The organism is Leisingera sp. ABD4_442 (assembly GCF_056160905.1).
Genome location: NZ_JBSWYB010000005.1, coordinates 91,562 through 116,302, shown reverse-complemented (window position 1 = coordinate 116,302; position 24,741 = coordinate 91,562). Strand labels below are relative to the sequence as shown.

The following is a 24,741-nucleotide window of genomic DNA, read 5'->3' as shown; positions in this document are numbered from 1 at the left end:
ATGATGCTGAGCCGGGGACATATCAAAAGCAGAATAGCGGTCTTTCGCCGGGAAGATTATGGCGCGGTCCTGGTGGAGTTCGCGCTGATGCTGCCCATGATGCTGCTGATTTTCGCCGTTATCATTGAGGGCGGCAGAATGATGTGGGCCTATCAGGCCGCGGTTTCCGGTGTGCGTGACGCCGCCCGGTATCTGGCGCGGGTCGCGCCTCAGGATATTTGCAGCTCTGGCGGGTCTGTTGCCGGCTACACGCCACAGCTGACCAGCATCGTGCAGCAGAGTATTCAAGAAACTGCGCTGTTTCCGCCGGGCTTGGCAGTGACGTCTGTCACGCCAGCCCTGACCTGTCACGCTGGCAGTTACAGGGTTTCTCCATCTCCAGTCGTGGAAGTCAGGGCCAGCCTATCAATGACATTCCCGTTTGCAGGCATCTTTGCGCTGAATGGTGGCAGCTTGCCTGGCATCACCACCTTTGTTGCCGATCAAAGCAGGGTGTTTGGCACGTGAAAAGCTTTACGAGGGCATATGCGGCACTGCGCCGGTTCCGCCAGGATCAGGGCGGTGCCTCTCTGGTGGAACTTGGGGTAACTATGCCGCTGTTCCTGCTATTGTTCATGGGGATTATCGACTTTGGCAGAATGGCATTCCACTATGTGGTGGCCGAACGCGCGATGAATGTCGCTGCGCGGGTGGCAGCGGTACGTCCGCCCGCCTGTGCCGGAGTCCCGGAAATTCATGAGCGCGATCCAGCCGCCAGCGGAACGCTGCCCAGCTTTGGAACGTCGTGCCGGGCTGGACCTGACGTCTGTTATGATGCTGGAACAGTGACGTGCGCTGGCTTGGCCGCCAGTTCGACAGCGACTGAAATCTGGCAGCTGGTGCGCGGGGCTATGCCGCCGGGCGCTACGATCTCTGCGCTCTCCTTTAGCTACAGTTATGACCAGAATCTCGGGTTTCTGGGTGGCCCTTATGTGCCTGTTGTCACTGTTGAGCTGCGGAACCAGTCGTTTGAGTTTGTATCGCCTTTGGGACGGCTGGCAGCGCTGGCGGGCGCCTCTGCGGATCCATCCCTGGGGGCGGATGTGCCGTTTCCGCCGATGAGTGTTTCCTTGCCGGCTGAGGACCTGGCGCTAGGGCAAAGCGGTTGAGGCATAGCAGAAAGGAGTTGCCGATGCAGGATGAAGGTACTTCCATCGTTGTGGTCTCGAATGATCCGGCGCTTAGCACGCTGGTCACAAGCGTGGCGCAGTTCCGACCAGGGACCGGGGTAAAGAAGTGCATCGCGGAGCTGAGCGAAATCAACGGTACTGCTCTGGAATTGGCGCAGGAAAACGACCTGGTGATCTTCCGGGTTGGCGAAAGTGCCAAAAGAGATGCTGCGGCAGTAAGAGGAATTTTGGACCGCACAGGCGGCGGGGCACTCTTCCTGGCGCTGGCAGACGCGAACATGCCCTTTTCGGAACTCCGCAGACTGGCTGACGCCGGGGTTGATGATGTCTTGCCGGACACGGTCTCGCCGGATGAACTGTCCAAGTCCATTCGGAATTGCCTGAATAGGGTGAAGCCTGTGAATGGCGAGGTGAATGAGCGTGGTTCACGCGAGGGGATGGTGGTCCCGGTCAGCCAGTCTGGCGGCGGGGCGGGTGCGACGACCCTGGCAGTGAACTTGGCAGATTGCCTGACCCGCCGACGCGGGCTGCGTGTCAAGGAAGCCGAATTCCGAGTGGCCTTGGTAGATCTTGACCTTCAGTTCGGGACCATCGGGAGCTTTCTGGATCTGCAACCGAACCGCTGCCTTTATGAACTGGCCAGCGAAGGGTTTATCCCGGACCAAGTATTCTTGGAGCAATCCATGACCGAAGCCCAGCCGGGCTTGTGGGTGCTGGCCGCACCCTTAGAAATCGCGCCCTTGCATGCCTTGCAGCCGGAGCAGATTAAGACCCTGATCGCGCATTTGCGCAATAAGTTTGATTTTGTTGTGCTCGATTTGCCCCGGGCGGTGGCGGAATGGCTGACGCCCGTATTGGAAGCCAGCGAACGGCTGCTCATGGTGACGGGCAGTTCTGTCCCGTCGATATGCCAGGCGCGGCGATTGCTCGACTTTTACGGCGAAACCAGCATGCGTTTGCAGGCCGATATTGTGATCAGCCGGGAAAGCAAACCCTTGTTTTCTGCCAGTCATCACAAGGAAGCTTCCAAGCTGCTCCAAAGGCCGTTCAAGTACTGGCTGCCAAACGATCCTTCGGCGGCTGGCGCGGCTGCTGACAGCGGCGTGCCATTGTCTTCAGCTGCCAAGCGATCGGGTTTGACAAAGGCAATCCGGCGCATGGCCGAGGAGTTGATCGAAACCCGGAACGCCCGCCCGCCGGCGGAGCAGGCCACGCATAGAAAGGCGGTTTGAGATGTTCAGGAACTTTGGCAAACGGACAAAATCCGCCGGCGATGCGGAGACGGTTGTTTCCCTTTGGCCCCAGACGGAGGAGGCGGCATCTCCTTTGGAAGCGGAACTTCCTGTTGAAGATCTGAAACTGATTGCGTTTCTGGAACTCAAGAGCCGGATGCATGAAGCCTTGATTGAGCGCCTGAATCTTGCTGTGATCGACAAGGTTGAGGCAGAGGAGCTGCGCCGGGAAGTTGCCCAGCTTGTCAGCGACGTATTGGCGGAGGAAAACAATCCGCTGCGCGCGGATGAATTCCGCCGCCTGGTGGATGAACTCATTGACGAAGTGCTGGGGCTCGGGCCGCTGGAGCCGCTTTTGGCGGACCCGGGTGTGAATGACATTCTGGTCAATGGCCATAAGACTGTGTTTGTCGAGCGGGGCGGGGTGCTGGAGCAGACCGGAGTGCGGTTCCGCGACGAGAAGCATCTGTTGCGGATTATCGATAAAGTCGTCTCCCGTGTCGGGCGCCGGGTTGATGAAAGCAACCCGTGGGTAGATGCGCGGCTGGAAGACGGCAGCAGGGTCAATGCAATCATCCGCCCCTGCGCAATTGACGGGCCGTCCCTGTCGATCCGCAAGTTTGCGCGTGATCCTCTGACGCTGGAAAAACTGGTTGCGAACAAGGCGATGAATGGCCGGGCTGCAGCCTTTTTGCAGGCGCTGGTAGAGGCGCGGATGAACATCCTGATCTCTGGCGGGACTGGTTCAGGCAAGACCACCATGCTGAACGCGATCTCCGCAGGCATCGATCCGCGGTCGCGAATTGTGACCATCGAAGATGCGGCAGAGCTGCAGCTTCAGCAAGCGCATGTTGTTCGGCTGGAGACGCGGCCGCCGAACCCTTCCGGCGGCGGCGCCGTGAGCCAAAGGGATCTTGTCCGCAATGCCCTGCGGATGCGCCCGGACCGCATCATAGTGGGCGAAGTGCGGGGTGCAGAAACCTTCGACATGCTCCAGGCAATGAACACTGGTCATGACGGGTCAATGACCACCGTTCATGCAAACTCTGCCCGGGATGCGCTGGGCCGGATCGAGCAGATGGTTTCGATGATGGGCATGGAGCTGCCGTTGGCAGCGATCCGTTCTCAAATCGCGTCTGGTCTTCAGTTCATCGTGCAGCTTGCCCGGATGGCAGACGGTCAGCGGCGGGTGGTCAGCATTTCTGAGCTTACCGGGCTTGAGGGGGAGGTCATCACAATGCAGGACATTTTTGTGTTCCGAAGGCTCGGCAAAACCCCGGAGGGCGGAATCGCAGGCGAGTTCCTTGCCACGGGTATTCGGCCGCAATGTGCGGGGCTGCTTGAATCAGCAGGCGCTGGCCTCGACGCGAACATGTTTCTGCCGGAGGGAGCGTGAATGTACCAGGATCTCTTGAGCGCTTTTGCAGGATGGAATGGGTATCTGGGCGGGTATGCCATCTATTGCGGGGTTGCCGTGGGTGTGCTGCTTGCAATGTCCGGGCTTAAACAAATCCTAAGCCGGAAAGCCAGCGCAGAAGCGATGCGCAGCCGCCGGTTGAAGATGATCGCGCAGGGCCGCAGCGGGGCCGAGCGGCTTGCGCTCCTGAAACCGCCTTCCTCCAAGGCAGGATGGCTCCGTTTGCCTGTCGTGGGGCAACTGCCGAAGCTCCTTCTTCAGGCAGGCTTGCCATTCGGCGCCGGGGTGTTCCTGAGCGGCTGCGCTGCGCTGACCCTGATTTTCTGTCTGGCTGCGGTTTCCTTTGCGGGTCCGTTGGCAGGCATTGCAATAGGTGTAAGCGGAGGACTTGGGATTCCGGTCGCCTTGGTTATTAATCAGCGGCAGAAACAGTTGGAAAAGCTGATGCACCAATTGCCGGACGCGCTGGAAATGATGGCGCGGGGGTTAAAGGTCGGCCATCCGCTGAACAACTCCATAGATATAGCCGCCCGTGAAATGCCGGACCCGGTGGGGACGGAGCTGGGGGTTATCTTTGACCAAGTGACTTTCGGGGAAGACTTACCAGATGCCGTACAGGAGTTCGCGGACCGGGCGGGGCTTGAGGACGCCAAATATTTGGCTGCCAGCATTGGGATCCAGCATGGAACCGGTAGTGATCTGTCCGTAATGCTGGAAACCTTGGCGCGGGTCATCCGCAGCCGCATTGCGTTGCGCCGGAAAGTACACGCGCTGGCGTCCGAGGGGCGGTTGACGGCTTGGCTATTGTCGGCACTTCCGCTGGTCATTTTTGCGACGGTTTCTGTCCTGACGCCCAGCTATTACTCGGGCGTGGCCGATGATCCGATGTTCCGCCCGATGATGGGCGGGATCATCCTGCTGACTGTTTTGAACGCTGCCGCGCTCAAGAAACTCGTCAGTTTCCGGATTTGACCGGGGAGGTAGCTATGCAAGAAGTCATAAACGGAATTTTGGTGCGATTGGACGTGTCCGCGAGCGTGATAGCTATGGCGGGTTTCGCGGTGGCAGCCTTGCTTCTCTACTTTGGTTTGGCTGGAACCCTGGCCAGAAAATCACCCGCAGCGGCCCGTCTCTCATTGTTGGGTGATACCCGAAAGCGGATGCGCCGGGATATGAACCTGCTCAAAGACCCGGAACCCTCTGCGGACGGGCTGATGAAAGCCTTCGTTCCGGCTGACCAGCGTGAGCGCTCTGCGCTGGAAAGCAAATTGTCCCAGGCCGGGTTTTCGCAAGCCGGAGCGCTGCAGAAATTCATGCTGATCCGTGTCTTTTTGGGGCTTGCCGTGCCTGGATTGCTGCTTTTGATCATCGCCGCCGGGAAAACGCCTGGCCTGCTTCCGCCAAATCCGGTCACCGGATTTGTTGCCGGCTGGACGAATCTGCAGGTGTTTCAGGGGCTCAGCAGCCTGGTTGGGGCGGGCTATTTCGGTCCGGTTTACGTGCTGAACGCACGTGCGGCCGCACGGCGCCGCAGAATCGAGGAAGCGTTTCCCAACGCTTTGGATTTGATGAGGATCTCAGTGGATTCCGGCTTGGGCTTTGATGCTGCCATGACCCGGGTTGGCAACGAGCTGGCAGTGGTCGCTCCCGATTTGGCTTTTGAACTGCTGAGTATGCAAAGGCAGGTTCAGGCTGGAAGGCAGCGGGAAGACGCCCTGCTGGACATGGCCAGCAGGACCGGCGTTGAGACTGCTAAATCCTTTGCCAATGTTGCCCTGCAGTCCATGCAGTTCGGAACCAGCATGGCATCAGCGCTGGCAACCTATTCTGAAGATTTACGGGAACAGCGGGAGATGCGGGCGCAGGAAATGGCCAACAAGCTGCCGGTTAAAATGTCAGCTGTTCTGGCTTCTTTGATGTTGCCAGCCTTGATCATGATCACGATCGGGCCAGTGGTAATCCGCTACATTCGCTTTATCGCCAGCTGAGCCGGAAAACGTTCAACAATTCGGGTTAAGTGCTGGAATTGGTTCTTTCTCGGTCGCTGATAGAGGTGATAAATTCGCCTATTAATTGAAAAATTGACCTGTGCCACGTAATGCCTGTCAAACTCTTGACGAATTGCAGTGAGCGAACCAGCATTATAAGGGTAACGAGGGGTAAATTGATATCAGCGCTTGCTAAGTCGCTAAAGGCGCTAAGTTAAATGAGTACATGTTACTGTGGGGGATGCGCGTTATGGGGACCAATGCGCTTTTTGACACCCGCACCATCCAAGCCGCTGAGGCTGGAATGATCGCGCCTATTGCGCGGTGGTGTGAGTGCCTTCATGGCTGTGCGCCGTTCAGGGATGCATTGCGCGCCTTGGCTGCAGCCATCAATGGAGAAGCTGCAGCTGTTTGCAGAGTTTCGACCGGCAGTGGCCGGCTTTCCGGATCAGTTATTTATGACGCGGTGGTGGCCGCGGGGAAGGGCCCGCCGCTTGAGCGGTCATTTGCAAGATCCGTGCTGGGGACATATCTGGACAAGGCAAAGCCAGGGCTGATCTGGTACAAGTCAATGAGCGGCGAAGACCAGGAACCAGCGCTTGAGCAATTTCATTCAGCGCGCAAATTGGCCGAGCTTGCTGTCATTCCACTCTCCTCCGGCAAACAGCACATAGATTTTCTGGAACTTCATTTTGCCGCCAGTCCAGGAGCGGTGCAGCAGGCGCTGCTGAACATGATTTCCGGCACGCTGGTGGGCACCTGGACCAACCGGTCGCCAGGCTTGTATACGGAGGCCTGTTTGAAGGGGCGCCGGCTGCGCAGGCACCGGGATGTTCAAGCGCATCTTTTGAGTATGGAGAACCCTGCTCAGCTGAGCCGCGCGGAATACCGAGTCTGTGTGCTGCTGAGTAAAGGTCAGCCCGCCAAGCGGGTGCAAAATGACCTGGGGATTTCTAAGTCAACGCTGCGGACGCATCTGCGCAACATCTATGCCAAGACGGGCTCCCGCAACCTGACAGAGCTGGTGTATAATCTGGTCTCAGTCGATACGTTTTCAGGCCATCTGCCCCGGCGCGGTTCCGCTGCATGACAGCCGTGATGGAATTTGTGCCATTGATCGCGGCCAGCCCGCTGTTGCTTTATGCCGGGATTGAAGATGTGCGGCGCCTGCATATTTCAAACCGCTTGGTGCTGTGCTTGATGGGGGTGTTCGTCCTCACGGCCCCGGCGCTTGAGATGCCTGAGGCCGGGATGCGGCTGCTCGCGGCTGGGACGGTGTTTGTGGTTTGCTTTCTATTGTTCTGCCGGCGTGTTCTGGCAGGCGGTGATGTGAAAATGATGTCAGCAGCACTGCTGTTCGTGCCTTCACTTTCCTTAAGCAATTACGGCTGGAGCTTCAGCATCTCTATGATTGCCGCCGTTGCCGCCGTTTCCGCGCTGCGGCGGACATGCCTGTTTCCGGGGCAAGCCCGATGGGCCGCGGTCGCGCAACCTGGCAAACTGCCCATGGGTCTGGCAATCTCCTTGTCACTGGCAATGCTGCCTGCGGTCGAACTGCTTACTTCCTGAAATTCTTTTCTGTAACCAACGGCGTGCAGCGGCTGAAACTGCTGTCTGAGCCAGCAGGGCTTTTCTCAAACACCTGAGATACAATACAGATTTTTCTTCGCCGGATGTTGAGGCCGGCTGACGGAGGCGGCCGACAGCATGTGCTGTGCTGTTAACGGAATGAGGAACAGTTTCTGACAGCGTTAAACCGCAAAAATTGCCAGTCTCAGCTCGGATTATTCGCCTGCGATTTACGCTTTTTTACCGGGATACTCATAACTCTGCTTTTGCCGTCAGCGGCAACTGCAGAGCGTAAACTCTTGTTCCTCAGAGCAAGGGGTTGCGCGTCACCAACGCCTGTTTGAAAGCCGAGAAAAGCGCATGGGGATATTGGATTGGGTCAAGGACCTTGTGGCCAGCAAAACTGGCTCGAAGGGAAATGACAAATTAGATGGATCCACGGGCGACGACACGATCGATGCCGGAGAAGGACAGGATTCCGTTGCAGGCGAAGAAGGTGACGACGTTATCGATGCCGGTGCTGGCAATGATACGGTTTATGGTGACATGGGAGACGGGTTCGAGCAGGGCCTGGATGCCAGCCCGCTGGTTCTGGACATCTACAACATCCAAGGCATCTCGCACGATGGATGGACGGGGTCTTCGGGTGACTACGCCGTCTTCAAAGATGTTGCAACTTTGAATGACGGTTCCAAGGTTTGGGGCAAACTGGTCCTTGTTGAAAAGTCAAACCCGTATATGTCGGTGGAATTCGGTTACACTCAGGGGGCTGAAATCCTGCTGGACGGTGATGATCCCGGAGATCAGGCCACTTTCCGGCTGGAGTTTTTCGATCCGGCGACCGGCGAACCCGTATATCTGAACTCGACTGCAACCTTCAATGACGTCGATGACAACAGCGGCTACGGCGACGCCGAGGCGGTGATCATTGACGGTAACAGCTTCACCTCCTTTGGGGTGTCTGCAGATTCTTCTCTTAGCACGGCTGTCAATGGCAACATGGTGACAGCTACCGGAGCGGAGAAAAACGCCTACACCGATCAGGATGCTTGGTTTTCCGCAGAGTTTGAAGACCGCTCCTCCATCGAATTTACTTTGCAGACCCGCGAAGGCCCCGCTGGTTTTACGCTGTCTGGCGATACCATTGACAATCCTGTTGTCACTCCGATCGAGCAAGGAGCCGATACAGTTCTGGCCGGGGCGGGCAACGATGTTGTTTTTGGCCAAGGAGGAGACGACTCCCTTTACGGCGAAGAAGGTAATGACAGTCTGGATGGCGGTTATGGCGACGATGTCATCGACGGCGGAGTTGGCGCCGACACCCTGATTGGCGGAGCCGGCGGCGATACCTTGGCGGGCGGAGACGGTGACGACTATATCGAAGGGGGGGCAGGCAACGACAGTTTGACCACCGGGCTTGGCAATGACACGCTGATCGGCGGTGAAGGCGACGACACTCTGAGAAACTCTGCTGGCGACGACAGCTTGGTTGGCGGGACCGGTAATGACAGCATCGTAGCGACTGACGGCAATGACACCCTCGAGGGCGGGGATGGCGCCGACACCATGTATGGCGGCAACGACAACGACGTTCTGTCCGGCGGGCTGGATGCGGACCTTATGTACGGCGAGGATGGCAACGACAGCCTTGATGGCGGCGACGGCGATGACGTCATGGATGGTGGTCTTGGCTCCGATACGCTGATTGGCGGTGCTGGCGCTGATACGATCGCTGGTGGGGATGGTGACGACTACATTGATGGCGGCGATGGCGACGACAGCCTGACCACCGGCTTGGGTAACGACACGCTGATTGGCGGTGCTGGCAATGATACGCTCAGAAACTCGGCTGGCGACGACAGTCTCGTCGGCGGGACCGGCAATGACAGCATCGTGGCGACCGATGGCAACGACACTCTGGAAGGTGGCGACGGTGCCGACACCATGTACGGGGGCAACGATAACGACCTCCTGATTGGTGGCAGTGGCGATGATCTGATGCACGGCGAGGCTGATGCGGACACCTTTGAAATGTCCGATGGTTTCGGCAACGACACTTTGACCGGCGGGGAAACCGGGAACGACTTTGATAATGTTGATGTTTCTGCCGTCACAGCAGGGGTAACGGTCACCTATACGGGTGATGAGGCAGGCACGATTACCGACGGCACAGACACGATCACATATTCCGAGATCGAGGCGCTGGATCTGACGGACCAGGCCGATTTGGTGGACGCTTCTGCTGACAGCGCTGGTGTGGATATCGATGCGGGCGCTGGCGACGACACCGTTACGCTGGGTGCCGGCAATGATATTCTGACGACCGGTTCCGGCTACGACGACGTAATCCTGACTGCAGCAGGCGGGATTGATACAATAAGCGATTTCGATATCGGTGATGACGACGCTGATGGCTTTTTCAACGACCAGCTGGATGTATCCGCACTGACCGGCGGCACGGGGCCGAGCGGTGCGATCCGCACTCATGATGTTTCCGTTTCAGATGACGGCAGCGGCAATGCGCTTCTGACGTTTCCAGGCGGTGAAAAACTTGTGCTGCAAGGGGTAGCTCCTGCTCAGATCACCTCAAATGCGCAACTTTTGTCTGCAGGTATTCCGTGTTTTACCCCAGACGTTCGCCTGGCTACGCAACGCGGTGCCATACCTGCAGGAAGAATTCAGGTGGGCGATCTGCTGCAAACCGCAGACAATGGTTATCAGCCGGTCATCTGGGTTGGAAAACGAACACTCTGCCCGGCTGAGCTGGTTCAACGTCCCCATTTAAGGCCCTATTGTGTCTCTCCTGGCGGGCTCCTGTCCCCGGAACGCCCGATGCTGTTGTCGCCGCAGCACCGCTTGCTTTTGGGCCGACATGCCCTTTCTGGAAATCCCAGTCAGGATGAGCGCTTTGTGCCTGTCAAGCTGTTGGCTGATATAGACCAGAGCTGCAGTCAAAAGGTATTTGCCGCCGAACCGGTTACCTATGTGCATCTTATGACAGAGCGGCATGAGGTGATTTTCGCTGAAGGTATAGCCACAGAAACGTTTTGGCCAGGCCCTGAGGCGGTACGCGGATTGAGCCGGGCGGATATGCGGGAGCTGTTTGATCTTTTCCCGGACCTGGCATCCGTTCACGGGCTTTCCGGTGAAGCGGGGCGCAGCCATGTTCGGTCTACCTACGGTGACTTGGCCCGTCAGGTTCTGAAAAGGCGCGATCTGCAAGGCATTCAGGTAGCATGATGTTCGTCATCCGCTACAATGCGGATGCTGCCACGGCGTGAGCATTTCGACTGTATCCAGGGTTATTTATTCCGTTATGGAATAGCTGGAGGACTCAATCTCATTGGCGTTGGACCGTGATTTCCCGGATAAAGACGCAGCTGTATTTTGAGGAGGCTGCATGGACCGCGCCGAGATTGTGCACCAAAATTTCCTGAACCGCGTTCAGGCTGGAGATTTCCCGGCAGGCGCCGTTCCTGCCGGGCCATTGTCTGCTGTTGAAGCTGTTTCAGTCTATCGCTCGCAAGTTTTGAGCCGGGCGTTGGATTTGACCAGCCGGTCCATGCAGAAGGCGGGAGAGGGGTTTTATACCATCGGCTCCTCCGGGCACGAAGGGATGGCAGCGGTCGCGCAAGCCTTGCAGCCAACAGACATGGCCTTTCTCCATTACCGCGATGCAGCGTTTCAGATCGCCCGGGCAGATCAGGTGCCGGGGCAGCGGATTGCCTGGGATATGCTGCTGTCCTTTGCCTGCTCCAGCGAGGACCCGACGTCCGGTGGAAGGCACAAGGTGCTGGGGTCTAAGGCGCTGATGATCCCGCCGCAGACCTCGACCATTGCCTCGCATCTGCCCAAGGCGGTGGGCGCTGCCTATTCCATCGGTGCAGCCAAGCGGCACAAGCCGGAGCATCAGCTGCTGCCGGAGGATGCGATTGTCATATGCTCCTTCGGCGATGCGTCGGCTAACCACTCGACGGCGCAGGGGGCGGTCAACACGGCGGGCTGGACCTCGGTTCAGTCGACGCCGCTGCCCTTGCTGTTTGTCTGCGAAGACAACGGTATCGGGATTTCGACCAAGACGCCGAAAGGGTGGATCGAGGCCTCGATGTCGGGGCGGCCCGGCATCAAATATTTTAAGGCGGACGGGCTGGATATTTATAACGCCTATGCGGTGGCGCAGGAGGCGGCGGAGTATGTGCGGACGCGCAAGAAGCCGGCATTCCTGCACCTGCGCACGGTGCGCCTGTACGGTCATGCCGGGGCAGATATGCCGACCACCTATATGGCCAAGGCCGAGGTGGAAGCGGATGAGGCCAATGATCCGCTGCTGCATTCGGTGCGGCTGCTGGATCAGGCAGGCGCGCTGCGTCCCGAGGACGCGCTGAAGATCTACACGGACACCTGTGCGCGGGTTGAGCGAATCCGGGCGGAAGCGGTGACGCGGCCGCATTTGAAGACGGCTGCCGATGTGGCGGCTAGTTTGATTCCGCCCAAGCGGGATTGTGCGCCCAACAACGGCCCCAGTGCCGAGGCGCGCGCAGAGACGTTCGGCAGCGACATGCGGGCGATAGAGGAGCCGCAGCCGATGTCGCGCCTGATTAATTGGGCGCTGACAGACCTGATGCTGGAACACGGCGAAATCGTCATGATGGGCGAGGATGTGGGCCGCAAGGGCGGGGTCTATGGTGTCACTCAGAAGCTGCAGCAGCGGTTCGGGCCGGACCGGGTGATAGATACGCTGCTGGATGAGCAGTCGATCCTGGGGCTGGCGATCGGCATGGGGCACAACGGCTTCCTGCCCATCCCGGAAATCCAGTTCCTCGCCTATCTTCACAACGCCGAGGATCAGCTGCGCGGCGAAGCGGCGACGCTTTCGTTCTTCTCCAACGGGCAGTTTTCCAATCCGATGGTGCTGCGGATTGCCGGGCTGGGGTATCAAAAGGGATTTGGCGGCCATTTCCACAACGACAACTCGCTGGCGGTGCTGCGCGATATTCCGGGGCTGGTGATTGCTTGCCCCTCGGACGGGGCTGAGGCTGCGATGATGATGCGCGAGGCGGTGCGGCTAGCGCGCGAGGAGCAGCGGGTGGTGGTCTTTGTCGAACCCATCGCGCTCTACCCGATGCGGGATCTGCAAGAGGCGAAAGATGGCGGCTGGATGCGCAGCTATCCGTCGCCAGACCGGCGCATTGGCTTGGGAGAAGTTGGCGTGGATGGGGAGGGCACCGATCTGGCCATCGTGACCTATGGCAACGGGCGCTATCTGTCGGCCCAGGCGCAGGCGGAGCTGGCGGCGAAAGGCGTGAATGCGCGGATCGTGGATCTGCGCTGGCTGGCGCCCTTGCCGGAGGCTGCGCTGCTGAAGGCGGTCAAGAGCTGCAAGCATGTGCTGATCGTCGACGAATGCCGCATCACCGGCAGCCAGTCGGAGGCGCTGATGGCGCTGTTTGCAGAGCAGTCTGACCTTCCCACTGCGCGAATTGCAGCCAGTGACTGTTTCATTGCAACCGGACCTGCTTATGGCGCAACGCTGCCCTCGAAGGACAGTATCGTTGAAGCGGCCTTGACGCTTGCAGGAGGTGCATCATGACCCGTACTGCTGTTCTGATCTGCCCAGGCCGGGGCAGTTACAACAAGGCCGAGCTGGGGTATCTGCATCGCCATCACGCGGACAAGGCGGCGCTGTTTGCCGGTTTTGACGCGCAACGCAAAGCTTCCGGGCAGGAGGAGATTACTGCGCTGGACGGCGCAGCGCGGTTTTCGGTGTCGAAGTATTCCCGCGGGGATATTGCCTCGCCCTTGATCTATGCCTCGGCTCTCGCGGATGCACAGTCCCTGGCGGAGGATATCGAGGTGGTTGCGGTCACCGGCAACTCGATGGGCTGGTACATTGCACTGGCGGCGGCCGGGGCGCTGAGCGCAGATGGCGGGTTCAACGTTGTGAACACCATGGGCACCCTGATGCAGGAGCAGCTGATCGGCGGCCAGCTGGTCTATCCATTTGCCGGGGCGGACTGGCAGAACGATCCCAGGCGCAAGGCGGAGCTGCTGGTGCTGGCGGCAGAGATCGATGCGCGCGAAGAGCATGTTCTGGCACTGTCGATTGATCTGGGGGGCATGCTGGTCCTGGCCGGGAACGAGGCCGGGCTGCGGGCGTTCGAGGCGGCGGTGCCGGTGGCGGATGAGCGTTTCCCGATGCGGCTGGCCAATCATGCGGCGTTTCACACCAGCCTGCAGGCGCCGGTGGCGGCTGAGGGGCGCAAGCGGCTGAGGGCGGAGATGTTCACCCAGCCGCAGGTTCCGCTGATCGACGGGCGTGGCCAGATCTGGTGGCCGGGGGCAACAGATAACGGAACTCTCTGGGACTACACGCTGGGGCATCAGGTGTTGGAGCCTTATGACTTCACCCGCGCGGTGCAGAATGCCGCCTGCGAGTTTGCACCGGATCTGTTCATCGTCACCGGCCCCGGCACCACGCTGGGCGGCGCGGTGGCGCAATCGCTGGTGCACTGCGGCTGGCAGGGGATGGTATCCAAGGATGTCTTCAAATCACGGCAGGCAGACGCGCCGCTGCTGGTGTCGATGGGGGATGCGGTGCAGCGCGCTTTGGTGACGGGTTGAACCTGCCGCAAGGGGAGGGGCTCTCGCGCCTGTTGCCTGCATCCAAGATGCGGGCAAAGCAGCCTTGGGCGTGGCCCTGCCCTGCGGGCAGGGCGGAAGGCTTTTGCCGAGACGGCCTTCAGAGGCGGCTTTGCTCCCGAAGACCGTTTTCGACTAGGGAGGCTTCATCCACGCCCCAAGGGTGAACCGCGCGACGGCTGCGCCGCCTTGACCCAGGGCTGAACGGCAGGGGCTATTCGGCGGCGGCTTGCGGTTTCTCGGCAGCCGGGATGGCAAAGCAGGTGACCGGCTGAGACACATTGTGCAGGCTGACCGCTCCGAGGGGGATGCCCTGGGAGGGATTGCTTAGAATGTCGTGGCTGACAACAACCGCGTGGCTGACGGTCTTGCCGTAGTCGCCGAGCCGGGCGGCGATATTGGCGGCCTGGCCGATCACCGTGAAGTCCAGCCGCTCGCGCGAGCCGACGTTGCCGTAGGTGACGCGCCCGTAAGCGATGCCGATGGCAGCTTCGCAACGGTGGCCGTCCGGCTGATTGGCGATCTCCTCCAGACGGGTGACGATGGCGCGGGCGCTGTTCAGGGCCTGCTGCCGGGCATGCGCCGGGTTGCTGCCGGCCGGGAATACCGCCAGCACAGCGTCGCCGATGAACTTCAGCACTTCGCCACCGTGATCATGCACGAGGGTCGAGGCGGTCTCGAAGAACTGGTTCAGAAGCGCAATATAGTCCTGGCGGCCCAGCTGCTCTTCCAGCCGGGTCGAGCCGCGCAGGTCGCAGAACATGATGGCGGCGTCGATCTCGTCGCCGTCGCCGCGGCGGATCTCGCCGCCGAGCACCCGGGCGCCGGTTCGCTTGCCGACATATGTCTCCAGGAGAGACTGAGCGTTTTCGCGCTGCATGAAGATTTCATAGTAGCGGGCGATCACGTCGGAGCATTCGAAAATCAGCCCCAGGTTGGCAGTGGAGAAGCCGTTTGTGTGGTTGCTGGTAAGCGTCAGCACATTGATGCGCCCGTCCGAGAACCGCAGGGGCATGGCAACATAGTCGGTGGCGCCTTCATTGCGCAGGTCTTCGAGGATCGGGAAGGCATCATCCGTGCAGCAGCGGTCCAGCCGGTGCCGCACGCCGCCCAGACCGTTGGAGACATGCCGTAGCGGACTGTTCTGATATGCGGGGTGGTCGTGGATCTCGTAAGAGGGGGCATAGGTGGTGACCTCGCCCGTCTTCTTCTGCCAGATGAAATTCTTGCCCGCGATCAGCGGATGCAGGGACCAGGCCATGACCGAGAGGCGGGAGAGATAGATGCCCTGTTCGACGAATTTCTCCGCCAGGGCGGAGGTCAGCTCCTCTGGTGTTTGCACCAGTGCGGCATCACGCAGAAGCCAGTCTATCACCGGGCCGGATATATTGCCGTAGTCCGGCATCTCCACCGTGTTGCTGCCCAGGTCGAATTCCGCACCAGCGCCGGGCATAAAGCCGACATGGCCGGCAATGGCCGACGCTTCTGGCATGGCTTCTTCATAGGCCCAGACACCGTTTTGCACACCGCCATCGGGCAGCAGGATATCGCGGTAGCTGGCGGTGCCCTTGAACGGGCAGAAGGTTTGCAGATCAGTATGGGGTGAGAGCGGCGCCGTCACATCTTCGGCTGGGAAGTAGATCGCGGGTGGCAGCCGGGTTTCATACATCACCTTGGCGCGGCTGCTTTGCGCCAGGATGGTGCCATTGCGCCGGGCCGTGATCTGGCCCTGCAGCGGCTCGACAATGATGCCGTAGCCTTGTCGCGGTGCATGCACCTGTGTGTCCATCCCAGTGGTCCTTGTCCTTATGCCGAAACATGCCAAAACCAGGACCGGCCGGCTTGGGCCGGTTCTGGGCTATTTGGGGTTCTGGTGCCGGAATTCCAGAGGGGAACACAGGATGTTGAGCAAAGCGGAGCAAGTGCGCCCCGGGTCAGACCATGCGGATCACGTCCTTGCTGATCGACAGCACATAGCCGCGTTTGGCAATATTCTTGACCAGCAGCTCGCTGACCATCTGGTTACCCAATGTGTCGCGCAGACGCTTGATGCGGGTGGCGCCGGCGGCCTCCTCGCAATCGGCGGAGGCACGGCCGGAAATCACCGCCTCGATTTCAGCCCCTGACAGCACGTCGTCGTCCAAACGGGCTTCGGCCAGGACGGAGAGGGTCTCCATTGCGGCTGGTGTCAGCTTGAACCCCATATTGTTGAGGTAGACGGTGTTCTCGTCGCGGCTGATCAGCAGTTCGGTCACCTGGATGCCGGCCCGTTCGATCTGCGCCATGCGCCGGTTCAGCATCACCAGCATGCCCAGCACCGTCAGCGCCGCCACCATCATTGCAGTGGCAAAGACCAGCAGCACAAAGATCACCATCCTGTAGCTGGTCAGCGTGTCGGCAAAGGCGGTTCCCGACTGGGCGAGGATCTCCAGGAGCTTGATCTCTCCTTGCGTGGTCAGGTCGTTCTCGATGAACAGGGTCTCGACCCGGGCGTTGAAGGCATTGGCATCGGGCAGGGTCAGCAGCAGCACGGTGCCTGCAATCACCAAGAGCGCTACTATGGCGGCGATGCCAAGCGCAATCACCTTGCTGCCGGAAGCGCGGGCCTCAGAAACGGAGATAGTAGGATCCGGCATTTGCCTTCCTCTGCTGCAGGCCTTCAGGGCCAAAGACCGACAGGACATTCAAGAGTTTCCAACCGCCGGGTGCAATGCGGGCCTGAATTTCCTGGCGGGCCGCTTTCTTCTTGCAGGCGCCGGAAAGCTGGATGACGCCGTAATGCAGGCGCAGCGGATTGTCCTGCTTGGCCTTGTAGTCGGCATAGCAGTCAGCCGCCTGGGCCGGCGATGAAAGCGCCAGAAGGGCAGCCGCAAGGGCGGGTATCAGGAGGTGCTGTTTCATAGGGGCATCCTGCGTGGAAGCCGGGTGAAATTCAATAACCGCAGGGGGTTGAGGTGGCTGATATCCGATAACATGCGGCCGATATTGCCTGTCGGAAGGGGGCGGGAGCAGGTTGGGCTCATCCAAGCGCAATGGCTGCGCATCTGCCAATCAAGAAGAAAGGTCCCGACATGGCCCAGACACAAGCTTCCAAACCGCACCGCAAGTTCATCGCGCTGATCGTGGCAGTTTCGATTGCCATCACCGGCTTCTCTGCAGCTCCCGCCCGCGCCGATGAGGATGTCGCAAAGTTCATTGCCGGGATGGCGCTGCTGGGGATTCTGGGGGCTGCCATCAATGACGCCAGAAAAGATGACGACCGCCATGTTTCCCGGACTTATAACCCGCCGCATGACCATCGGCATGGTTCCGGGCATCATTCTCACAACCGCCACGGCGGTTATGTAAAACCGCTGCCGCCGCGAGTGCGCCGCTATGACCTGCCGGCCCACTGCGTGCGTTACTTCCCGCGCTACAGCTCCAGCTACCCGCTGGCCGGAAAAGGTTGCCTGGATCGTAACTACGGTCAGACACACAAGTTGCCGAAGGCCTGCAAGGTGACCTTCTGGAACGGCCAGCGCCACCGCACCGGTTTCAAGCCACACTGCCTCAAACGGCACGGCTACAGGATGGTTGGCCGGTAAGATAGACTTTCAGTTTCGAGCAGCAGCAAACCTGGGGGGCTTCGGCTCCCCCTTTTTGTGCGGCTTGCATCCGGGACCGGGATTGGGTTTGTCAGGGGCATGACACAGCCTGACTATAATCTGGAAGACGCCGCCCGATTCAAAGGGTACCTGAGAATTGCCGGAGTGGACGAGGTGGGCCGCGGCCCGCTGGCCGGTCCGGTGACTGCCGCAGCGGTGGTGCTGGACGTCTCTGCCATTCCTGCAGGGCTCAACGACTCCAAGAAACTGAGCCCGAAGAAACGGGAGGCCGTGGAGGCGGAAATTCTTGCGACTGCTGATGTGGCCATTGCCCATGCGACGGTGGAAGAGATTGATTCTCTGAACATTCTGCGGGCCTCGCATCTGGCGATGGAGCGCGCGGTTGCGGCATTGAACCCGGCGCCAGACTATCTGCTGATTGACGGCAACATGATCCCTAAAGGGCTAAGCCTGTCTTCTGAAGCCGTGGTCAAGGGGGACGCCAAGTCACTCTCGATTGCCGCCGCTTCAATTGTCGCAAAACTGGCACGCGACCGGATCATGGTGGATTTGGCGCAACAGTTTCCGGGATACGGCTGGGAGAAAAACGCAGGCTATCCATCGAAACAGCACCGTGAAGCGCTAGCTAATCTTGGTGTGACCCCACATCATCGGCGCTCGTTTAAGCCGGTACACAATATCTTGTATCAAGAGTGAACCGTAGGGCGTTGTTATAATAAACAAATTGACCTCGAATCCGCGATGACTCATCCTGTGGACAACCTAATGAGCGCAAAAATGCGCCGCGGTTATGAGGCAGAGCAATGAATAAAACCATGACAAAGGGCGCGGCAGCGCTCCCTTTAAACACGATTATTGGCGGGGACTGCGTCGAAGCGATGAACAGTCTGCCGGCCAATTCGGTTGATCTGATCTTTGCGGATCCGCCGTATAACCTGCAGCTGAAAGGCCAGCTGCACCGTCCTGACAACTCCAAAGTCGATGCCGTGGATGATCACTGGGACCAGTTCTCCAGCTTCCAGGCCTATGACCAGTTCACTCGCGAGTGGCTGAAGGCAGCGCGCCGGGTGCTGAAGCCGAACGGCTCGATCTGGGTGATCGGCTCGTACCACAATATCTTCCGCGTCGGCGCCGTGCTGCAGGACGAAGGCTATTGGGTGCTGAACGACGTGATCTGGCGCAAGTCGAACCCGATGCCAAACTTCCGCGGCAAGCGCTTTACCAATGCGCATGAGACGATGATCTGGGCGTCCAAATCCGAGGGTGCCAAATACACTTTCAACTACGAAGCGCTGAAGGCACTGAACGAGGGCATCCAGATGCGCAGCGACTGGGTGCTGCCGATCTGCACCGGCCACGAGCGGCTGAAGGACGAAAACGGCGACAAGGCGCATCCGACGCAAAAGCCGGAATCGCTGCTGCACCGGATCCTGGTCGGCGCGACCAACCCGGGCGACGTGGTGCTGGATCCGTTCTTTGGCACTGGTACCACCGGTGCGGTGGCCAAGATGCTGGGCCGCGAGTTCGTCGGCATCGAACGCGAGGAAGCCTACCGCAAGGTAGCGGAGAAGCGGATCAAGGCGGTGCGCAAGTTCGACCGCGAAGCGCTGGAGGTTTCCGCCAGCAAGCGCGCGGCGCCACGGGTGCCCTTTGGGCAGCTGGTGGAGCGCGGCATGCTGCGCCCGGGAGAGGAGCTCTATTCGATGAACCGCCGCCACAAGGCGAAGGTGCGGGCAGACGGCACCCTGATCGGCGACAACATCAAGGGTTCGATCCATCAGGTCGGTGCACATCTGGAAAATGCTCCGTCCTGCAACGGCTGGACTTACTGGTGCTTCAAGCGCGATGGCAAGACCGTGCCGATCGACGTGCTGCGCCAGCAGATCCGGGCGGAAATGCAGAACTGACGCTCCTGGAGCTATTTAGTACCCAATAGTCTATTGCAGGTGCTTGTGCAATTTGCGCAGGCGCACACCTTGCCCCGCCTGGTTCAGGCGGGGTTTTTTGCAAGGATGCGGTCTGATGCGCTATTTCCTGATTGACGCAAGATCACTATTTGAAGTGCGATGCCTGCCGCAGCCAGCGGGAAGAGGGAGAGCCAATGACCGATACGGCGTTTGCAACAGGACCCGGAGCTGCCAGTGCAGCAGAAGCAAGCCGCCAGGAGCTCTCTGCTGCGGAGGGCAGGTTTGCGGAAGCTGCACTGGATGCGCACAAGCGGCGCGGGCTGCAGCTTGCTGTGCGGGCGCGATGGATCGCGCTGCCGATCGTCGCGGTATTCATCGTCTTTCTTAACCCTGTCTGGAGCGTGCTGTATTACCACGGACTTCTTGCGCTTCTGTGCCTGAATGGCTGGTTTATCGGCCGGGCGGGAAAGGTTGGCAAATCGCGGCTGGAGCTGTTCCTGATCTTCCTTGACCTGGTGATCATGACATTTGCGCTGGTTGTGCCCAACCCGTTTGATGCCCGCGAAATACCTGCGGCGATGCACTACAGATTCGACAACTTCCAGTATTTCTTCATCATTCTTGCAGCGGGCACTATGGCCTATTCCTGGCGCACAGTTATCGCGATCGGGACCTGGACCGCGATGATGTGGCTCAGCGCTCTGGGGCTGGTCTGGTGGTTCTCCAGCCCAGTTCCTGGCTTGACGGAGGCTGTTGGTGCGGCCCTTGGGTTTGAGCCGGAACTGGCACAATTCTTTGACCCGAACAGCTTCGTGATCAAGCTACGGGTGCAAGAGGCGGTTGTCTTTGTTCTGGTGGCCGTAACGTTGGCTTTTTCGGTGCGCCGTTTCAATGGGCTCTTGCGCAACAATGCTAGCCTGGAACGGGAGCGGGCGAACCTGTCGCGCTACTTCTCGCCCAATGTGGTGGAACAGCTGTCACAGAACGATGAGCCGCTGAAGCAGGTGCGCAGCGAGAACGTGGCGGTTCTGTTCATCGACATCATCGGCTTTACCCGGCTGTCAGCAGGCATGGACCCGCACGCGGTGATCGACCTGTTGCGCGAATTTCATGGCCGGATGGAACGGGAGGTGTTCCGCCATCACGGAACGCTGGACAAGTATCTGGGAGACGGGCTGATGGCGACCTTTGGCACGCCGGTGGCTGGCAAGCAGGACGCCACCAATGCACTGGCCTGCGCCCTCGCGATGCGGGCTTCGCTTGCGAGATGGAACCGGGGCCGCGCCAAACAGGGGAAGCCCGAGATCCGGGCAGGGATTGGTATTCATTATGGTGAGGCGCTGCTGGGCGATATCGGTGCCAACCGGCTGGAATATGCGGTTCTGGGTTTGACAGTGAACATCGCCGCGCGGCTGGAGAACCTGACGCGCAGGCTGGAGGCTAGTATTGTTGTCAGCGAAACTGTGGACGCGCAGGTCAAGGCTGAGCTGGCCAGCCTGGACCTGCTGGCCGGCGCAGCCCGCCATCCAGATCAGGAAGTGCGCGGGCTGGATCAGCCGATGACGGTTTTGGCTTGGGCCTGACCTCTAACGCGGCATCGGGTTCTGCGCCTTGTTATAGGCGTGCCAGTCGGTGATTTCGGGATAATAAGTCTGCCGCCAACGGCGCACCCGCGGGTTCATCACACGCCGCCACAGGGGCGGGATCATCGCGGCAATTGTCATTACCGGATAACCGTAAGGCAGCTGCGGGGCGTCAGCTTCAGTGTAGTTCTGCAGCAGCGGAAAACGGCGGTTCGGCTTGTAATGGTGGTCCGAATGGCGCTGCAGGTTGATCAGCAGCCAGTTCGATGCCTTGTGCGCCGCGTTCCAGGAATGGCGCGGCTGGACCGGCTCGTATTTGCCCTCGCCCAGGTGTTTGCGGGTCAGCCCGTAGTGCTCGACGTAGTTGACCACTTCCAGCTGCCAGATTGCAGTGCCGGCCTGAACCAGGAAGAGGAGGGCACCAGTCAGCCCACCCAGCATCAGAGCTAGCAGAAGCATGGCTGCCTGCAACGCCCAGTAGCGGAAGAACGGGTTGGACCGGTCGGTCCAGGGGCGGTTTTTCTTGGCTAGCTTCTCCTTCTCGGCCTGGAAGGCGGAGTGCCAGCATTGCCGCAGCACGCGCGGATAGAAACGGTGAAAACCCTCGTTGTAGCGCGCAGTGACCGGATCGCGCGGCGTGCCGACATGGCGGTGGTGCACCAGCAGGTGCTCAGACCGGAAGTGCGAGTATAGCACCATCGCCAGCAGGATATCCCCCAGCCAGCGCTCCATCCGGCTGGATTGGTGCATCAGCTCGTGGCTGTAGTTGATGCCAACCGCGCCGGTCACAACGCCTACGCCAAAGAAGGCTGCGAATTTCTCGAACGCGCTTAGATGTTCTGCGTCGCTGACATACCAGATCAGCCCGAAAAGTGTGAGGAACTGAAGCGGCACCCAGGCCGCAGTCAGTGCCTTGTACCACTTGAGGTCGCTGTCCGGTGTTTCCGGGTCGGCGTTTTCCAGGTTGAGCCCGAACATCCCGTCCAGCAGCGCAAACAGGTGCCAGGTGACCAGCGGCGGCAGCAGCAGTGCCCAGCCGCCTTGCAGCGCCGCGATCCAGACCAGCGGCAGCAACAGGAAAGACATCCAGAACGGCAGGGCGCTTTGCCAGCGGGAAAGAGTTTCGGGGGCAATCATGCCGGGTCTCCCAAATCAGTCAGCGCGCGTTTGCGCAAACCCTATGCCCAGATTTCTGAAAACCCAATAGGGGCGCAGGGTAACTTAGCGGCCTTTGTATAGATCGAAGGCTTTGCGCATCACAGTTGGCAGGCTGGAAGGGCGGAAATCGTGGCGTTCAATCAATTCCTGCTCTGCACTTTGATTGAACCCGCCAGGCAATTCTGCAGTCATGACACGCAGGATCAGGTGAAAATGGGTGAAGGTATGCCGGACCTCGCCAGCCAGTTCCTGCCAATCCGCTTCAAAGGGCGGTTTCGGGATGGGGATATCTCTCCAGTCAGAACCGGGCCAGCCCAGCATACCCCCCAGTAGCCCCTTGTCCGGACGGCGTTCCAGAAGCCAGGTTCCATCGGCGGATTCCGCCAGATAGACAATTCCTTGCCGGGTGGGTTTCGGTTTCTTTGGCGTTTTTTTGGGCAGCTGGGCGGCGGTTCCGGCAACCCGCGCCGCACAGGGGCCGCGCCAGGGGCAGATGCCGCAGGCCGGGTTGCGGGGGGTGCAGATGGTGGCGCCCAGATCCATCACTGCCTGAGCGTAGTCGCCGGGCCGTTGCATTGGCGTGAGTTCTTCTGCGCGGTCTTTCAGGACCGGTTTGACGCCTGGGAGCGGGTCGTGAATGTCGTGAACGCGGGCCATCACTCGCTCCACATTGCCATCCAGCACAGTTTCAGGCCGGTCAAAGGCGATGGAGGCGATGGCCGCAGCGGTGTAGGGGCCGATACCAGGCAGCTTGAGCAGGCGCTCATAGCTGTCCGGGAAGCTGCCGCCGTGCTCCTGCGCCACCGCGCGGGCGCATTTCAGCAGGTTGCGGGCGCGGGCGTAATAGCCGAGGCCGGCCCATTCGCTCATCACGTCTTTGTCTTCCGCAGCAGCCAGATCCAGAACCGATGGCCAGCGGCTAGTGAAGCGGAGAAAGTACTCGCGGACGGCGGCCACGGTCGTTTGCTGCAGCATCACCTCGCTGAGCCAGACCCTGTAAGGATCCGGGCGGATGCCTGTGGCGCGGTCCGCCGGGCTTACACGCCAAGGCATCTCGCGGGCATGAATGTCATACCACGCAAGCAACTCTTCGCTCATCGCCGCGGAATCGCTCTTTAAGTCACGCATTGTTTATTCCTTGGCTTGCGGTTTGGCTGGCGCCTGCATTACCGCTCTTTACAATAGGGCAGGCAGTCGAGCAAAACCTAGATCATGGCATTCAGGCGCAGCACCACACGCGGGTTCTCCCGGACCTCCAAGCTCCTTAGCGAGCAGATCCGCAAGGCGGGGGAAAGCCGGGGATTCGCGGTATCGCGCCTGCTCACCCATTGGGAAGAGATCGCCGGGCCGGATATCGCTGCGATGGCGCGCCCGGTGAACGTAGGCTACGGGCGCGGCTCCTTTGGTGCTACTTTGACAGTGCTCACGACCGGCGCCAACGCGCCCATGCTCGAAATGCAAAAGGAACGCCTGCGCGAGCGGGTGAATGCGGTCTATGGCTTCAATGCCATCTCCAAGGTGCGGATCACGCAAACGGCGCCGACGGGTTTCTCCGATGGCCGCGTGGAATTCAAATATGCCCCCAAAGTGCAAGCGCCGCTTCAGCCAGACCCGCAGGATGCTGCGGAGGCCAGCAAAGCGGCGGAAGGGGTGGAAAACGACGATTTGCGCGCCGCCCTGGAACGCCTGGGGCGCAATGTGCTGACAAAACAAAAAACGCAAGGAAAGGGGTTCAAATGACCCGTCTCATGTCTGGTGTCTTTGCCGCGGTTGCGGTGGTTGCAGGTGGTTATGTCCTGTCAGGTTTCAGTGGCCAGAACAATCTGCCGCAAAACCCGCTGGTCGGCGCAGCCTTCGCGCAGGAGACTGAAGTGGATACCTCTACTATCACCGAGATGACCCTTGGCGCCGAGGATGCGCCAGTCACGCTGATAGAATACGCATCTTACACTTGTCCGCACTGTGCCAATTTCCACAACAATGTCTTCAAGCAGCTGAAAGAAGATTATATCGACACCGGCAAAGTGAAGTTCATCTACCGCGAGGTTTACTTCGACCGCTACGGGCTGTGGGCGTCGATGATTGCACGCTGCAACGGACCGGAGAAGTTCTTTGGCATTTCTGACTTGATCTATAAGGGGCAGTCCGAATGGGCACGCGCTGGGGGAGCGTCGGAGATCATCGACGAGCTGCGCAAGATCGGCCGCCTTGCAGGGCTGGAGAGTGAGCAACTGGAAGCCTGCTTGCAGGATGGAACCAAGGCACAGACCCTGGTGACCTGGTACCAGGAGAACGCGACCGAGCACGGTATCGAGTCGACACCTTCCTTCATTCTCAATGGCGAAAAGGTTTCGAACCAGTCTTATGATGAATTCAGAAAGCTGCTCGACGCAGAGCTGGAAAGCTGAGTGAAAACCTGTTCGCAGATTTGCGAAGCCCGGGCCATTTACCCGGGCTTTTTTTTCTCAGAGGTG

Annotated in this window: 22 protein-coding genes; 17 read left to right on the top strand and 5 right to left on the bottom strand. The window is 59.7% G+C overall.

What is annotated here, in order from left to right; all coding sequences use genetic code 11:
- From ACXAHG_RS06360 to ACXAHG_RS06310, 11 genes are all read left to right on the top strand, one after another.
- Positions 1-507, top strand: coding sequence for a TadE/TadG family type IV pilus assembly protein (locus tag ACXAHG_RS06360; protein WP_475045178.1), 507 nt, complete (start codon positions 1-3; stop codon positions 505-507).
- The gene (locus tag ACXAHG_RS06355; protein ID WP_475040007.1) at positions 504-1,148 is read left to right on the top strand and encodes a TadE/TadG family type IV pilus assembly protein; all 645 of its coding nucleotides are present in this window, start codon (positions 504-506) and stop codon (positions 1,146-1,148) included. The genes ACXAHG_RS06360 and ACXAHG_RS06355 overlap by 4 nt, the downstream gene beginning before the upstream one ends.
- 23 nt (positions 1,149-1,171) lie before the next feature.
- On the top strand, positions 1,172-2,401 hold the full coding sequence (locus ACXAHG_RS06350; RefSeq protein ID WP_475040006.1) for a CpaE/TadZ family protein: 1,230 nt from the start codon (positions 1,172-1,174) through the stop codon (positions 2,399-2,401).
- A 94-nt stretch (positions 2,402-2,495) separates the two neighbouring features.
- On the top strand, positions 2,496-3,797 hold the full coding sequence (locus ACXAHG_RS06345) for a CpaF family protein (protein ID WP_475056439.1): 1,302 nt from the start codon (positions 2,496-2,498) through the stop codon (positions 3,795-3,797).
- A complete protein-coding gene (locus ACXAHG_RS06340; RefSeq protein WP_475056438.1) occupies positions 3,798-4,790 on the top strand; it encodes a type II secretion system F family protein in 993 nt (330 codons plus the stop codon).
- Between the two features lie 14 nt (positions 4,791-4,804).
- On the top strand, positions 4,805-5,806 hold the full coding sequence (locus tag ACXAHG_RS06335; protein ID WP_475056436.1) for a type II secretion system F family protein: 1,002 nt from the start codon (positions 4,805-4,807) through the stop codon (positions 5,804-5,806).
- Between the two features lie 304 nt (positions 5,807-6,110).
- Positions 6,111-6,896: a helix-turn-helix transcriptional regulator gene (locus ACXAHG_RS06330; RefSeq protein ID WP_475056435.1), complete on the top strand. Its 786-nt coding sequence runs from the start codon at positions 6,111-6,113 to the stop codon at positions 6,894-6,896.
- Entirely contained in the window at positions 6,893-7,375 is a 483-nt protein-coding gene (locus ACXAHG_RS06325; protein ID WP_475040001.1) for an A24 family peptidase, read from the top strand. The genes ACXAHG_RS06330 and ACXAHG_RS06325 overlap by 4 nt, the downstream gene beginning before the upstream one ends.
- Before the next feature lie 360 nt (positions 7,376-7,735).
- Positions 7,736-10,615, top strand: a complete 2,880-nt coding sequence (locus tag ACXAHG_RS06320) for a Hint domain-containing protein (protein ID WP_475056434.1) — start codon at positions 7,736-7,738, stop codon at positions 10,613-10,615.
- Between the two features lie 160 nt (positions 10,616-10,775).
- Positions 10,776-12,965, top strand: a complete 2,190-nt coding sequence (locus ACXAHG_RS06315; RefSeq protein ID WP_475056433.1) for a dehydrogenase E1 component subunit alpha/beta — start codon at positions 10,776-10,778, stop codon at positions 12,963-12,965.
- Positions 12,962-13,996, top strand: a complete 1,035-nt coding sequence (locus tag ACXAHG_RS06310; RefSeq protein ID WP_475056431.1) for an ACP S-malonyltransferase — start codon at positions 12,962-12,964, stop codon at positions 13,994-13,996. The genes ACXAHG_RS06315 and ACXAHG_RS06310 overlap by 4 nt, the downstream gene beginning before the upstream one ends.
- Before the next feature lie 232 nt (positions 13,997-14,228).
- Here ACXAHG_RS06310 and ACXAHG_RS06305 read toward each other — a convergent pair whose 3' ends face one another.
- The 3 genes from ACXAHG_RS06305 to ACXAHG_RS06295 all read right to left on the bottom strand — a co-directional run bounded on the left by ACXAHG_RS06305 (position 14,229) and on the right by ACXAHG_RS06295 (position 16,915).
- The gene (locus ACXAHG_RS06305) at positions 14,229-15,803 is read right to left on the bottom strand and encodes a DUF427 domain-containing protein (protein WP_475039997.1); all 1,575 of its coding nucleotides are present in this window, start codon (positions 15,801-15,803) and stop codon (positions 14,229-14,231) included.
- A gap of 145 nt (positions 15,804-15,948) precedes the next feature.
- The gene (locus ACXAHG_RS06300) at positions 15,949-16,650 is read right to left on the bottom strand and encodes a winged helix-turn-helix domain-containing protein (protein ID WP_475039996.1); all 702 of its coding nucleotides are present in this window, start codon (positions 16,648-16,650) and stop codon (positions 15,949-15,951) included.
- Positions 16,622-16,915 (bottom strand): hypothetical protein, encoded by a 294-nt coding sequence (locus ACXAHG_RS06295; RefSeq protein ID WP_475039995.1) that lies wholly within the window; start codon positions 16,913-16,915, stop codon positions 16,622-16,624. Before ACXAHG_RS06295 ends, ACXAHG_RS06300 begins: the two co-directional genes overlap by 29 nt.
- Before the next feature lie 170 nt (positions 16,916-17,085).
- On the opposite strand from ACXAHG_RS06295, the gene ACXAHG_RS06290 reads away from it, so the two are divergent.
- The 4 genes from ACXAHG_RS06290 to ACXAHG_RS06275 all read left to right on the top strand — a co-directional run bounded on the left by ACXAHG_RS06290 (position 17,086) and on the right by ACXAHG_RS06275 (position 21,109).
- A complete protein-coding gene (locus ACXAHG_RS06290) occupies positions 17,086-17,598 on the top strand; it encodes a hypothetical protein (RefSeq protein WP_475056430.1) in 513 nt (170 codons plus the stop codon).
- A gap of 99 nt (positions 17,599-17,697) precedes the next feature.
- Positions 17,698-18,315, top strand: a complete 618-nt coding sequence (locus tag ACXAHG_RS06285) for a ribonuclease HII (protein ID WP_475039993.1) — start codon at positions 17,698-17,700, stop codon at positions 18,313-18,315.
- A 107-nt stretch (positions 18,316-18,422) separates the two neighbouring features.
- Complete coding sequence (locus tag ACXAHG_RS06280; RefSeq protein ID WP_475039992.1) at positions 18,423-19,526, top strand: DNA methyltransferase; 1,104 nt, start codon at positions 18,423-18,425, stop codon at positions 19,524-19,526.
- Positions 19,527-19,720: 194 nt separating this feature from the next.
- A complete protein-coding gene (locus ACXAHG_RS06275; protein WP_475039991.1) occupies positions 19,721-21,109 on the top strand; it encodes an adenylate/guanylate cyclase domain-containing protein in 1,389 nt (462 codons plus the stop codon).
- A gap of 3 nt (positions 21,110-21,112) precedes the next feature.
- Here the strand turns inward: ACXAHG_RS06275 and ACXAHG_RS06270 are convergent, their stop codons facing one another.
- Complete coding sequence (locus ACXAHG_RS06270; protein ID WP_475039990.1) at positions 21,113-22,246, bottom strand: alkane 1-monooxygenase; 1,134 nt, start codon at positions 22,244-22,246, stop codon at positions 21,113-21,115.
- Positions 22,247-22,330: 84 nt separating this feature from the next.
- Positions 22,331-23,395 carry an A/G-specific adenine glycosylase gene (gene mutY / locus ACXAHG_RS06265; protein ID WP_475056429.1) on the bottom strand — a complete coding sequence of 355 codons (1,065 nt, stop codon included), beginning with the start codon at positions 23,393-23,395 and terminating at the stop codon, positions 22,331-22,333.
- Positions 23,396-23,479: 84 nt separating this feature from the next.
- Between mutY and ACXAHG_RS06260 the strand changes: the two genes are divergently transcribed.
- Together ACXAHG_RS06260 and ACXAHG_RS06255 are read left to right on the top strand one after the other, a co-directional pair.
- Positions 23,480-24,007, top strand: coding sequence for a DUF721 domain-containing protein (locus ACXAHG_RS06260; protein WP_039130804.1), 528 nt, complete (start codon positions 23,480-23,482; stop codon positions 24,005-24,007).
- A complete protein-coding gene (locus tag ACXAHG_RS06255) occupies positions 24,004-24,675 on the top strand; it encodes a DsbA family protein (protein WP_475039988.1) in 672 nt (223 codons plus the stop codon). Before ACXAHG_RS06260 ends, ACXAHG_RS06255 begins: the two co-directional genes overlap by 4 nt.
- Positions 24,676-24,741: the final 66 nt, after the last annotated feature.

Excerpts from the sequence above, each read along its gene's own strand:
- ACXAHG_RS06350 (WP_475040006.1), top strand. The coding sequence starts at position 1,172 with ATGCAGGATGAAGGTACTTCCATCGTTGTGGTCTCGAATGATCCGGCG.
- ACXAHG_RS06360 (WP_475045178.1), top strand. The coding sequence starts at position 1 with ATGATGCTGAGCCGGGGACATATCAAAAGCAGAATAGCGGTCTTTCGC.
- ACXAHG_RS06330 (WP_475056435.1), top strand. The coding sequence starts at position 6,111 with ATGATCGCGCCTATTGCGCGGTGGTGTGAGTGCCTTCATGGCTGTGCG.
- mutY (WP_475056429.1), bottom strand. The coding sequence starts at position 23,395 with ATGCGTGACTTAAAGAGCGATTCCGCGGCGATGAGCGAAGAGTTGCTT.
- ACXAHG_RS06280 (WP_475039992.1), top strand. The coding sequence starts at position 18,423 with ATGAATAAAACCATGACAAAGGGCGCGGCAGCGCTCCCTTTAAACACG.
- ACXAHG_RS06310 (WP_475056431.1), top strand. The coding sequence starts at position 12,962 with ATGACCCGTACTGCTGTTCTGATCTGCCCAGGCCGGGGCAGTTACAAC.
- ACXAHG_RS06300 (WP_475039996.1), bottom strand. The coding sequence starts at position 16,650 with ATGCCGGATCCTACTATCTCCGTTTCTGAGGCCCGCGCTTCCGGCAGC.
- ACXAHG_RS06270 (WP_475039990.1), bottom strand. The coding sequence starts at position 22,246 with ATGATTGCCCCCGAAACTCTTTCCCGCTGGCAAAGCGCCCTGCCGTTC.
- ACXAHG_RS06295 (WP_475039995.1), bottom strand. The coding sequence starts at position 16,915 with ATGAAACAGCACCTCCTGATACCCGCCCTTGCGGCTGCCCTTCTGGCG.
- ACXAHG_RS06255 (WP_475039988.1), top strand. The coding sequence starts at position 24,004 with ATGACCCGTCTCATGTCTGGTGTCTTTGCCGCGGTTGCGGTGGTTGCA.
- ACXAHG_RS06285 (WP_475039993.1), top strand. The coding sequence starts at position 17,698 with ATGACACAGCCTGACTATAATCTGGAAGACGCCGCCCGATTCAAAGGG.
- ACXAHG_RS06325 (WP_475040001.1), top strand. The coding sequence starts at position 6,893 with ATGACAGCCGTGATGGAATTTGTGCCATTGATCGCGGCCAGCCCGCTG.
- ACXAHG_RS06260 (WP_039130804.1), top strand. The coding sequence starts at position 23,480 with ATGGCATTCAGGCGCAGCACCACACGCGGGTTCTCCCGGACCTCCAAG.
- ACXAHG_RS06290 (WP_475056430.1), top strand. The coding sequence starts at position 17,086 with ATGGCCCAGACACAAGCTTCCAAACCGCACCGCAAGTTCATCGCGCTG.
- ACXAHG_RS06320 (WP_475056434.1), top strand. The coding sequence starts at position 7,736 with ATGGGGATATTGGATTGGGTCAAGGACCTTGTGGCCAGCAAAACTGGC.
- ACXAHG_RS06275 (WP_475039991.1), top strand. The coding sequence starts at position 19,721 with ATGACCGATACGGCGTTTGCAACAGGACCCGGAGCTGCCAGTGCAGCA.
- ACXAHG_RS06315 (WP_475056433.1), top strand. The coding sequence starts at position 10,776 with ATGGACCGCGCCGAGATTGTGCACCAAAATTTCCTGAACCGCGTTCAG.
- ACXAHG_RS06340 (WP_475056438.1), top strand. The coding sequence starts at position 3,798 with ATGTACCAGGATCTCTTGAGCGCTTTTGCAGGATGGAATGGGTATCTG.
- ACXAHG_RS06335 (WP_475056436.1), top strand. The coding sequence starts at position 4,805 with ATGCAAGAAGTCATAAACGGAATTTTGGTGCGATTGGACGTGTCCGCG.
- ACXAHG_RS06305 (WP_475039997.1), bottom strand. The coding sequence starts at position 15,803 with ATGGACACACAGGTGCATGCACCGCGACAAGGCTACGGCATCATTGTC.